At 59.6% G+C, this 11,260-nt stretch carries 8 protein-coding genes; 1 reads left to right on the plus strand and 7 read right to left on the minus strand.

Annotated elements, in window-relative coordinates:
- Positions 1-359 precede the first annotated feature (359 nt).
- The gene (locus ACZ48V_RS11950) at positions 360-959 is read right to left on the minus strand and encodes a DJ-1/PfpI family protein (RefSeq protein ID WP_464539434.1); all 600 of its coding nucleotides are present in this window, start codon (positions 957-959) and stop codon (positions 360-362) included.
- 146 nt (positions 960-1,105) lie between these two features.
- Positions 1,106-2,602 carry an RNA polymerase factor sigma-54 gene (gene rpoN / locus ACZ48V_RS11955; RefSeq protein WP_464539436.1) on the minus strand — a complete coding sequence of 499 codons (1,497 nt, stop codon included), beginning with the start codon at positions 2,600-2,602 and terminating at the stop codon, positions 1,106-1,108.
- 376 nt (positions 2,603-2,978) lie between these two features.
- Between rpoN and ruvB the strand changes: the two genes are divergently transcribed.
- Positions 2,979-4,019 (plus strand): Holliday junction branch migration DNA helicase RuvB, encoded by a 1,041-nt coding sequence (gene ruvB / locus ACZ48V_RS11960; RefSeq protein ID WP_353563315.1) that lies wholly within the window; start codon positions 2,979-2,981, stop codon positions 4,017-4,019.
- A 34-nt stretch (positions 4,020-4,053) separates the two neighbouring features.
- Here ruvB and ACZ48V_RS11965 read toward each other — a convergent pair whose 3' ends face one another.
- From ACZ48V_RS11965 to ACZ48V_RS11985, 5 genes are all read right to left on the minus strand, one after another.
- Positions 4,054-4,695 carry an LON peptidase substrate-binding domain-containing protein gene (locus tag ACZ48V_RS11965; RefSeq protein ID WP_464539438.1) on the minus strand — a complete coding sequence of 214 codons (642 nt, stop codon included), beginning with the start codon at positions 4,693-4,695 and terminating at the stop codon, positions 4,054-4,056.
- 216 nt (positions 4,696-4,911) lie between these two features.
- Positions 4,912-6,735 carry a sodium:solute symporter family protein gene (locus ACZ48V_RS11970; RefSeq protein WP_464539440.1) on the minus strand — a complete coding sequence of 608 codons (1,824 nt, stop codon included), beginning with the start codon at positions 6,733-6,735 and terminating at the stop codon, positions 4,912-4,914.
- Positions 6,736-6,745: 10 nt separating this feature from the next.
- The gene (locus ACZ48V_RS11975) at positions 6,746-8,335 is read right to left on the minus strand and encodes a tetratricopeptide repeat protein (RefSeq protein WP_464539442.1); all 1,590 of its coding nucleotides are present in this window, start codon (positions 8,333-8,335) and stop codon (positions 6,746-6,748) included.
- 70 nt (positions 8,336-8,405) lie between these two features.
- On the minus strand, positions 8,406-9,797 hold the full coding sequence (locus ACZ48V_RS11980) for a dicarboxylate/amino acid:cation symporter (RefSeq protein WP_464539444.1): 1,392 nt from the start codon (positions 9,795-9,797) through the stop codon (positions 8,406-8,408).
- Positions 9,798-9,979: 182 nt separating this feature from the next.
- Positions 9,980-11,206: a T9SS type A sorting domain-containing protein gene (locus tag ACZ48V_RS11985; protein WP_464539446.1), complete on the minus strand. Its 1,227-nt coding sequence runs from the start codon at positions 11,204-11,206 to the stop codon at positions 9,980-9,982.
- Positions 11,207-11,260: the final 54 nt, after the last annotated feature.

The following is an 11,260-nucleotide window of genomic DNA, read 5'->3' on the forward strand; positions in this document are numbered from 1 at the left end:
AACATCTGCAAAGATGCTGTGATCACTCACCTTTTCACGTAGGGATTACCCACCTATAACAGTGGCATAATATTTAGATAACATAGTGGCGAATCCAGAAGAATTGGATATACAGATAGCGCATACTTCACTTCTCTATCGTTATCCGTTGGCTATGTAGCATCTAAGTAGTAGGCTTGTCATTGACCTCTCCCCCCTCCGAAGCCTGATGACCGGGTCCGAGTCGTCTGAACATACCGCAAGCCGCTACAATGACGGCATCGTAGAGAAGCGCCCCGCCTCACGAATCACCACAAAAAAAGCGAGTCTGCTCACCATGGAGCAGACCCGCCCATCTACAAAAATGCTATGCCTGCTAATCAGGCTGCCACCGGCTCACGGTGCTTGATCTGCGTGCCCAGCACCTCAAGGAAGGCTGCCAGCCACTTCGGATGAGCCGGCCAGGCCGGCGCGGTAACAAGCTGCCCGTCAACCGTTACCTCGTCGGCCGCAATATCAGTGTATACGCCGCCTGCGCGTTCTACTTCAGGCTGGCAGGCCGGATAGGCCGCGCACCGCTTGCCGTCGATGACGCCCGCTGCCGCCAGCACCTGCGCGCCATGACAGACCGCCGCAATCGGCTTATCGGCTTCGTCGAAGTGGCGCACCATTGCCAGCACCTCTTCGTTGAGACGAATGTACTCCGGCGCCCGCCCGCCCGGAATCACCAGCGCGTCGTAATCTGCCGGGTCGACATCGTCAAACGTTGCGTTAAGCGCGAAATTGTGGCCGGGCTTCTCCGTGTACGTCTGGTCGCCCTCAAAATCGTGCACGGCGGTTTTCACCGTATCGCCCTCTGCCTTCTCCGGACACACCGCATGCACGTCGTGGCCGACCATCTGAAGCGCCTGAAAAGGCACCATCACTTCGTAGTCCTCCACGAAATCGCCCACAAGCATAAGAATCTTGGCACCGTTCATTGCAACCACCTGTTTTTGTCAAGAAGAAAAGAACTACGGGGTATGGGGGATGCGTGACGGGGGCGCTGCCCTGAAAGATCCGACGCCACGCCGCATACGACGCGCCATTCCGCAGAGGGTGCCGCAGGTGCACCGTTCGCTGCTCTTCAGGATTCATCCTCTTCCAGCACAATCTCTTTGCGCAGGCGCGCCACCGGAATGCCCAGCTGCTTACGGTACTTCGACACCGTGCGCCGGGCAATTTTAAAGCCGCGCTCCTCCAGCTTATCAGCCAGCGCCTGGTCCGACATCGGATCGGTTTTATCCTCGTCGTCTACAATCTGCTGTAGGATTGCTTTCACCTCTTTGTTCGACACCTCCTCGCCATCAACCGTCTCCAGCCCTTCTGAGAAGAAGTACTTCAACTCGTACACACCAAACTCCGTCTGCACATACTTCCCGTTCACCACGCGGCTGACCGTAGAGATGTCCATGTCGATGATGTCGGCAACGTCCTGCAAAATCATCGGCTTCAGGTGCCCTTCGCCGTAGCGAAAGAAGTCTTCCTGCAGCTGCACGATCGCATCCATGACGAGCGTCATGGTGTGGCGCCGCTGGTTGATGGAGTTGATGAACCAGCGTGCCGACTCAAACTTGTTCTTGAGAAATGACTTGGTTTCCTTGTCGACAGACGACGTCTCTTTCTCGCTCTCTTGCTCGGCCTTCATCTTTTCGAGCATGCGCCGGTAGTGGCGTGAGATGCGTATGTCGGGGGCGTTCTGTCCGTTAAGCGTGATGATGAAATCGCTGTCTACGTAGCGGACGGTGAAGTCGGGCGTGATGTAGTTGGTCTCTTCCGAGAACGTCCCTTCTCCCGGCTTCGGATCGAGCCGCTGTTGAATAAGATCAAACGCGGTCTTGAGGGCCCGGTCTTCGACGCCCATCCGCTTCTTAAGCTTGCCAAAGTGCTTCATCGTAAATGCCTTGTAGTGCTCCTCCAGCATCTCGATGGCCAGGTCGCGCCCTTCGATATCGGCAGGCATGCGGCGGAGCTGAATGAGCAAGCACTCCTGCAGGTCGCGTGCTGCAATACCGGCCGGGTCGAGCGACTGCACCTGCTTCAGCACCTGCTCAACGTCTTCCTCCGTTACCTCTACGTTCTGGTTAAACAAAATGTCGTCGATGATCGACTCCACCTCACGGCGCAGATACCCATCCTCATCAATTGACCCAACGATCTGATCGGCAATGAGCGCCTCCTTCTCGTCGAGGTTCAAGAGCGAGAGCTGTTCGTTAAGCTCTTCAGCAAGCGACGTAGAGGCACGCATCTGACGCCGGTACTCGTCGTCTTCGTCGCCCCGGTTTGGGTTGGCCTTGTAGCCGTACAGGTCGTCAGGATTGTTGAGCAGCTCGTCGAGATCGAACTCCTCTTCCTCAGGATCGTCGGTTTCCAGCTCGTTTTCCATCTCCTGCTCGGTCTCTGCCTCCTCGCGGCTTTCGAGCTCTTCGTCTTCGACCCCCTCTTCAAGCAGCGGATTTTCAGCCATCTCGTCTTTGATACGCTGCTCCAGGTCGAGCGTGTTTAGCTGCAACAGCTTGATGTACTGTATCTGCTGTGGCGATAGCTTCTGCTGGAGCTCTTGCTTTTGATGCAGTTCAAGCATAAAGACATAGGTCTTCTAAGGGACACCACGCCACACATTGATCTGCGCGGCTTGGCAAAAATCATTCCGCTTATGCTTTTCTATTATAAGCATGAATGCCTGCCAACGTCAACGGGCCCCCCAATCCTGTTGTACATTTTTTACGCGATCATCGGCGCATTTTGCTGTAAACAGCTTTTTCTGCTCGGTCCGCTCTCTGCGACCCGGTTATTCCCTGTGGTTATATCTCGTGCTGCATACGGCTGGTTTGCCTGCGGTTTACCTGTTGCGTATTTGTAGCGCTCGCGCGCAGAAACTCTGGACCCGCTCATGGGCTTGAACAACACGTCGCCGCATCGTTTTCGTCTGTCTTGCTGACTGCCTTCCGTATCCCTCTATGCCCGAATCGCGCTCTTCGGCTCTTCAGCCCGATACAGCGAACGCCTCCGAATCCGATATCGAATCCATGCTGCGTCCGCAGCGTCTCGACGAGTTTATCGGACAGGCGAAGATCAAGAAGAACCTGCAGGTGTTTATGACCGCAGCGCTACAGCGCGGCGAGACGCTCGACCATGTGCTGCTCTCGGGGCCGCCGGGCCTGGGCAAAACGACGCTTGCTCATATCGTGGCGAACGAGATGGGGGCTCGTATTCGCACGACCAGCGGCCCGGTGCTCGAAAAGCCAGCCGACGTGGCAGGGGTGCTCACCAATTTGGAGGAGGGCGATGTGCTCTTTATCGACGAGATCCACCGCCTCAGCTCGGTAGTCGAGGAGTATCTGTATTCCGCCATGGAGGACTACCGCATCGACATCGTCATCGACTCGGGGCCAAACGCCCGAACAGTTCAGATCTCGCTGCCGCCGTTTACGCTGGTGGGGGCAACCACGCGTAAGGGGCTGCTTACGTCTCCCCTGCGAGCACGCTTCGGTATCGACTTTCGCTACGACTACTACACAGCCGATCTGTTGCAGTCTATTACCCAGCGCTCCGCGCGCATTCTCGACGTCCCGATCACTGAAGACGGCGCGTACGAGATCGCCCGCCGCAGCCGGGGCACTCCGCGCGTATCCAACCGCCTGCTGCGCCGCACACGCGACTTTGCAGAGGTCGACGGCGACGGCGAGATTACGAAGACAATCGCCGATCACGCCCTGAATGCGCTCGACGTGGACGAAGCCGGGCTCGACGACATGGATACCCGCATCCTCCTAACGTTGATTGACAACTTCAGCGGCGGTCCTACCGGACTCAAGAACCTTGCGGTGTCGGTCGGCGAGGAGTCGGGGACGATCGAGGAAGTCTACGAGCCCTACCTGATCCAGGAGGGATTCATAGAGCGCACTCCGCGTGGGCGGGTGGCCCTTGCCCGTGCCTACGAGCATTTCGAGCGCGACCGCCCGTCAAGCTCTGGCGATCTGTTCGAGCAGGGTGACTGACCGCTTCACGTGCTGCCGGTTCTGCCTTCCGATTCTATAGATGCTCGGGCGGAAAGTCTTTGAAGTGCCCGTTTGACTTTACACGGCGCTGCACGTCTTCCTGCTCTTCAACTTGTGGGATGAGCCGCTCGAAGTGTTCAACCAGGTAGTTGACGCGCTCAATTTCATTGGAAAGCTGCAGCACCTCCTGCTTCTGCTCAAGCGAAAGGCCTGCGTTCTGTGCCAGTACGAACGACAGGCGCCGGTCGGTCTGGTAGAGATCGGGGCGTACGGTGCGACCGGCCAGCTCCAGCAGCTTCATGTGCTGCGTGATCATGCGCTCGCGCGTGGCTTCGTCGATCGCGGTTGAGGTATCTTCGAGCAGCGTCACATCGGCCGTGTAGTAGGACGCCCGGTCGTCGTACACCTCTTCAATCTGGAAGCGCTCGTCGCCCTCAGCGATCAGGTCAGCGCTTCCGTTTTCGTACCGCTTTAAGATCCGCTTGATGTATGCGGTACACCCTACCGATGCCAGGTTCCCTTCGTGCGCCAGCACAATACCAAACGGCACGTCGTGCGTCGTGCAGAACGTCATCAGGTCCTTGTAGCGCTCTTCAAAGATATGCAGGGGCACCTGCTCGTTCGGGTATAGCACCAGGCCAAGCGGAAAAAGGGGTAGATCGTCGATCGTAGACATGGAGCGTGTATTGACCGGAAGAAAGTTAGCATGTGCTAAACCTACATATCAAAATGGGTGTTTCCAGATGCGAGACGTGGAGTGTGCAAAGCCTGTTCTTTTCCACTCTACTTACGTTTCATCTTGCGTTTCATCCGACATGTGAGAGGCGCACGTCGCGAGGAGGCAAGCTGCATCTGCTAACGTTGTTTCTTAACGCTGCTTCTGGCACGGCCCCTACTCGGCCTGCGTGTTTTTATCGGCAATCGGCACCGGCGGCGGTGCGGCTTGCCGTTGCCGGTAAAGCAGGTACCCTGATATCGCCGCAACGACCGCGCATCCGACAGCCACCCCTGGCCGCAGCAGCAGCGCACCTCCTACAGCAAACATAACCCCGAAGAGCAGTCCGACCGCCGCGATGGTGCTGAGCACGCTACGCCGCAGCGACGCCGCCGGGGCGATGCCCGTCTCTGTGCGCTGCCGCACCCAGCCGGGTCCTCCCGGGCGTGCCATCCGGTAGAAGCGGCGCAGGGTCTGGGGGGATTCGGGGGCGGTTGTGTACATCACGGTAATCCACACCGCACCGGTGAGCACGGTAATCACCAGCAGGCGCAGCCCGAAGTCCTCGATAATCGCTCCGGGATAGAGCGTGGTAGCCACGCCGATCATAAATCCAGCACACATCGCCGAGAGCTCAGCCCATGCGTTGATGCGCCACCAGAACCAGCGCAGGATGAGCACGACCCCCGGCCCGGTGCCGATAGCAATGACGAGCCGGAAGACTGTTGCCACGCTCTCGGCATAGAACGCAGCCACAGCCCCGACCGTCGCAATGATCAGCGAAGCTACGCGTCCGGCCAGCACCAGTTCGCTCTCGCTGGCCTTCGGACGCATGAACCGGGCGTAGACGTCGTGCGTCAGGTACGAAGCGCCCCAGTTAATCTGCGTCGATACGGTACTCATGAACGCAGCCAAGAGCGAGGCGACCGCCAGCCCCAGCACGCCGACTGGCAGGTAGTCGAGCATAAGCATGGGGTATCCCATTTCAGGATCTTCGAGGTCGGGATAGATGACCAGTGCTGCGAGCGCCACAAGGACCCAGGGCCAGGTGCGTATCACATAGTGCATAATATTGAAGAGCCAGGCCGCCCACTCGGCATTCTGCTCATCGCGTGAGGCTGCCAGGCGCTGAATAAACTCGCCGCCGCCGTCGGAGCGCCGGAAGGTCCACCACTGCACGAAGACATACGCAAAGAACGTGGACGCCGAAATGCCTGCAAAGGCACTCCACCCTACCCGCAGCCCGTCATCCCACCCGACTTCAAACGGAACGAAGGCGAGTACGTCGAAATCGGTTACGTCTTGCGCCTGGGTCACGAGCCCCTGTAGCCCGCCCACTTCGGGGCTGCGAATGGCAAACCACGCCACCAGAATGGCCCCGGCCAGAGCAAGCACAAACTGCACAAAGTCGGTTGCCACCACGCCCCAGAGTCCGGCAAGCCCGGCATACAAAAGCACAAACACCAGCAGCACCAGCACCGAAAGCATCTTGGGGTCGATGCCCAGTAACGTACCGCCGGTGGGGATGCCCATGAGTTCCCAGAAGGAGAGCGCTTCCATCACTTTGAGGGCCGCGAGCATGATGTACCCGATGCCGATACAGTTGATAGGTACGGCAAAGAGAAAAGCCTTCACCACGCGCAAGATAGCCGCCGGGCGCCCTCCGTAACGCATCTCAATGAGCTCGGCATCGGTCACGACCTCGCTGCGACGCCAGAGGCGCGCGAAGACGTAGATAAGAGCGACATGCCCGACCCCAAAGGCCCACCACTCCCAGTTGCCTGCTACCCCGCGCTCGCCAACCACGCCTGCTACGTAGAGCGGGGTATCGATCGAGAACGTGGTGGCGGCCATCGAGGTGCCAGCCAGCCACCATGGAAGCGAGCGCCCCGAGATAAAGAAATCCTCAAGCGATTGCGAGGCGCGCCGCGACAGGTACGCCCCAAGGGCAAGTGCCCCCACGAGGTACGTAGCGATGATCAGCCCGTCGATCCAGTGCATGCGTTAAGCGTCAAAGTCGAGAGAGGGCGATGCGGGCGGCCTGGTGTAGCCCTTCGTGGTAATCGTACGGCGTAGGCCAGTCCATGGCAGCTTCAAAAGCATGTGCCGCCACGCCAGGGCGCCTCTGTTCACGGTACACCGTTCCGGCGTGATACCACGACCAGGCGCCCCATTGTGCATTGGAGGCACGGTCGGTGTGGGAGCGGGCGGATGCGTAATGCGCCAGTGCACTATTGAATGCACGCTGCGCCTGATACACCCGTCCCTTACGATAGTGGGCCTCAGCCCGTTGCTCCTCACAGAGCGTGTGCTGGCTGAGGAGTGCACGGAGTCGCTCCAGGGCAGTCTCGTACTGCGCAGCGTCGTAGGCATTGCGAGCAGCCAGCAGAGCACGGTCGACCTCCGACATCGGCCCCTGCAGCCGTCGCTCTGCCCAGCGCTCCAGCGCCGCATCTTCGTCGAACTCGCGGTCGTCCGAAACCTGCTCGTAGTACGGTTGCGCGGCTTCCCACCCGTCGACGAGCTCGGTAGCCAGTCCAAGATAGAGATGCGCCGGGGGCATAAGTGCCCGGCCGGCATGGCGATCGATGTACGTGCGCAGGGCGTCTTGCGCAGCCCGGTAGTCCTCGCGAGCAAACGCGACACGCCCCCGAAAGAAGTGCAAAAACGAAACGGGGGCAGCCCCCGCCTCCACCTGTTCAAGTCCATGGGCGAGCACCTCGTAGGCCCGGTCTACCTGTCGGTTTTCCATCAGGGCAAACCCGTAGACGTAGGCCCAGAGCGGACTGTCTGGGTAGCGCTCGTAGGCGGTCGCAAGATGGGGAATGGCCGCGTCCGTATCGCGTTCTACGGCATTGCGCATCAGCCCGGTGGCAGCCTCAGCAAACACCGCGTTGACGGTACTTGCTTCGGCGGCGTTGTGCAGGTCAGCAAGCCCGCGCTCCGCATCCCCCTGAAACCCGATAACGCGCAACACCCGCTGATAGCGCCCGGGCAGCACCCCAATGGTGTAGCGCATCAGCCCCACCCCAAGGCGGCTCTCTGCGAAGTCCGGGTAGCGTTCGGTGTTGCGGCGCAGCGTACGGAAGGCCGAGCGGGCGCGCCAGGCCGCGCGGATATAGCTTCCTTCGCGTGCTGCAACGAGCGCACGCATCAGGTCGGCCTCGCCCTGCATGTGCGCTATCCACGGGCTCCCGCTGTCGGGGGCCTGGTTGAGAGCATCGCGCAGGGCATTGGCGTGCGTCTCGACCTGCTCAAAGTAGGTGTCTTCCTCGGTTATAAAGGCCTGAAAGAGCGCAACAAGGGCACGCCCGTGGGGGGCGGCCCAGTAGCCATCGGAATGCGCGGCGAGGGTGTCGAGGTGCGCATGGGCGGTGTCGATCCGGTAGCGATGCAGGGCTTCGTGTGCCGCGTGCAGGTGATGCTGTGCTGGAGCGCTACGGGTTAGCAGCAGTGCCTCGTCGGCATGCACAGGACCCGGCTCCGCTGCATGCACAGGGGCAGGATCGGCTTCACGATCAACCACGGCGGGCTCTGCGGCCGCTGTGCTTCCGAGAAGGACAAGCAGTACGCTCCCGAGCAGTACGCGCAAGTACATCATGTAACGCATCTTTGGGTTACGCCTATCGAGAATTAGGAGTACACCTCCTTACTGCTGTGCCCCCTTCTCGTTACGCATCTTTCGAGAGCGCTGCGTCGTCTGTGGCTTCTTCGGAGGCTTCGCCCGCCCCCCCCAACTCGCCGTTGTCACCCAGGCTCACGTACATGGATTCGTCTACGTCGCGCAGTGCGCCTTCGCTTTCAGCGACAACGGAAGCGACCATCGTGTCGCCGGTGATATTGTTGACGGTGCGCAGCATGTCGAGCGGGCGGTCAACGCCGAGGATAAGGGCGATTCCGGCTGCGGGCACACCGACCGATTCGAGGATCACAACCAGCATAACGATGCCTGCGCTGGGCACCCCGGCGGTGCCGATGGATGCCAGCACAGCAATGAGAATGATGTTTAGCTGCTGCGAAAGCGCAAGATCCAGCCCAATGACCTGCGCGATGAAGACCGCAGCTATGGCCTGGTAGAGTGCCGTACCGTCCATGTTAATCGTGGCCCCGAGCGGTAGCACGAACGAGGAGATCTCTTTCGATACCCCGAGGTTTTTCTCGCTCACCTCCATGGTGACTGGAAGTGTGGCCCCGCTCGACGAGGTCGAGAACGCCACAAGCTGTGCGGGCGCAATGGCTTTGTAGTATTCCGGGATGCTCTTGCGAGTGAAGAGCTTCATGAAGATCGGATACACGAAGAACATCATGATGAAGAGTCCTAACGCTACCGCCAGACAGTAGTATCCGAGCGCGCCCAGCAGCGGCGCAAGCTGCGTTGGACTGTCAGCAGCAATCGACACGATCGCATCCGCCAGCAGCCCAAACACCCCGATGGGCGCGGTGAGCATGATCAGCTCTACGAGCTTGATGATAAGCGCGTTCAGGCTTTCGAAGAAGTCAAGGAGGGGTTTGGACTGCTTGCCGGGTATAAGCATCAGCCCGATGCCGATGAAGAGCGCGGCGAATACCACCTGCAGCATGTTGCTGTTGTCGGAGGCCGCCGAGAAGAAATTCGACGGCACCATGTCGACGAACGGCTGTAGCGGTCCCCGATCGGCAGCGTCTTGTGCAAACGCCTCGCGATCGTCGACATCGGCGCGGTAGGTTTCTTCAAGCTGCTGTTGCATTTCGGGGGGCACGGCGCCGCCCGGCTGCATAGTATTGACAAGCGTGAGCCCTACAACGAGAGCGATCACCGTTGTTAGCAGGTAGAGTCCGATCGTCTTTCCCCCGATGCGTGAGAGCTTGTTCAGATCGGCCAGCGAGGCCACGCCCACGACGAGCGAGGCCAGGATTAGCGGCACCGCAATAACCTGCAGCATGTTCAGGAAGATGGTGCCGAACGGTGCAATCCAGTGCGCAGTGAACTGCTCCCATCCCATTGCCGCTCCAACGACGCCGTACACAAGCCCCAGAATGAGGCCGATAATGATTTGCCAGTGCAGCTTTTTATACCAGGACATGGGGGGTGCGAGCAGGTAAGGACAACAGAAGGACGATCAACACCTATAAGAAACGGAACCTATCCTCCTAAAACAAGCCACGGCCCAATTTTTGATACGGGATGCTCAGATCTGTGTCGAGGCGTGTGCTCCCATACGCCATGCTTTGCTTTTGTGATGTGTCCACTCCATGCTAACGCGTTCTACCGGGCGATGACAACCGAACGGGTTGCGGGGCGTCCGGCGGAGCTGGTGAGGTGCAGCCAGTACATGCCGCTGGCGAATCGTTGTGCCGGCAACGGAACGCGCTGCGCCTGTCCACCAGGAAGCGCTCCTTCATAGAGCACTGCGACCTCGCGCCCGAGGGTGTCGTAGAGGGCAAGACGCACCGGAAACGTGTGATTTGCAGCGACGACGACCTCTGAGGTCGTTGTTGTTGGATTCGGGGCTACGGTTACGATATCAAGGGTGGGCGCCGCTTCGGTATCGTCGGAGTCTTCGGGATCATCGGGGCTAGGCTCTTCATCACCAGGATCTTCATCAGCAGGGTCTTCGTCGTCAGCTCCTTCATCGTCAGAAGACGTTTCAACCGCAACCAGCTCAACGGGCTGCGACGGACTCCCAGTGACGGCGTTGATTTCGAATACAAGATCTTCCTGAACCGCGTAGACCGTATCGGTGACGGTGTCGTAAAACTGCATCGGGAGCGTGCGCCCGGCATCGCTGGCGTTGCCATGCACAGTCAGGAAGAAGAGGAAGGCATCTCCTACAGCCACCGGCTCAGCTACACCCCGCACGGTACCTGCTGGCGAGAACGCCGCGAGGCGATCGTCGGCGAGCCCGCCCGACTGGTCGGTCGCGTCTACATGCACGCTGGCGGTGAGCGTCATGGTATGCTCATAGTCGCTCGGATCCACCTCCCAGGCTGCCACGTCGGGAATAGACACGGCTCCGAATACAGCCTCAAACGGATTTGAGGGCGATCCGACGATCCCGTCAATCGCAAACGGAAACGATGCACTCGTTGTGTGTACCGAATCGGACTCGGGATTGTAGAGCCGGAGTTCCACCCCGGTAGATTCGACATTGCCGTGGATGGTAATGAAATGCAGCGCCTGCCCGTCGCTTCCTGCTCCTTCTGTAGCAGTAGCTGTACCGCGCACGTCTCCATTAATAAATGCCCCAAGCTCTGCACCGGGCGCTGGTTGCCCATCCAGGGTGACAGCCACCGTTGCGGTCATCGTGTGCTCGTAGGACGAGGGGTTGACCGTCCAGCCCGACTCTTGGGCATGTACAGGCGGCACAGCCGTGATCAGAAGGCTGAGCAGAAGGCCCAGTAGAAGCGCGCTGCCAATCAGGTAGCGGCCAGCGAGGGAAGGTCCAGCCGGGTGGCGGCAGATCCGACTGGGGGTGCGGTAACAGCTAAGCATGACGAGGCACGGAGTCAAACGGGGGTGCAGATGGGTACAAACGAATCGACCCTG

Source organism: Longimonas haloalkaliphila (assembly GCF_055379825.1).

Bases quoted from the DNA above. Each gene is read 5' to 3' on its own strand.
- ACZ48V_RS11950 (WP_464539434.1), bottom strand. From the start codon at position 959: ATGAACGGTGCCAAGATTCTTATGCTTGTGGGCGATTTCGTGGAGGAC.
- rpoN (WP_464539436.1), bottom strand. From the start codon at position 2,602: ATGCTTGAACTGCATCAAAAGCAAGAGCTCCAGCAGAAGCTATCGCCA.
- ruvB (WP_353563315.1), top strand. From the start codon at position 2,979: ATGCCCGAATCGCGCTCTTCGGCTCTTCAGCCCGATACAGCGAACGCC.
- ACZ48V_RS11965 (WP_464539438.1), bottom strand. From the start codon at position 4,695: ATGTCTACGATCGACGATCTACCCCTTTTTCCGCTTGGCCTGGTGCTA.
- ACZ48V_RS11970 (WP_464539440.1), bottom strand. From the start codon at position 6,735: ATGCACTGGATCGACGGGCTGATCATCGCTACGTACCTCGTGGGGGCA.
- ACZ48V_RS11975 (WP_464539442.1), bottom strand. From the start codon at position 8,335: ATGATGTACTTGCGCGTACTGCTCGGGAGCGTACTGCTTGTCCTTCTC.
- ACZ48V_RS11980 (WP_464539444.1), bottom strand. From the start codon at position 9,797: ATGTCCTGGTATAAAAAGCTGCACTGGCAAATCATTATCGGCCTCATT.
- ACZ48V_RS11985 (WP_464539446.1), bottom strand. From the start codon at position 11,206: ATGCTTAGCTGTTACCGCACCCCCAGTCGGATCTGCCGCCACCCGGCT.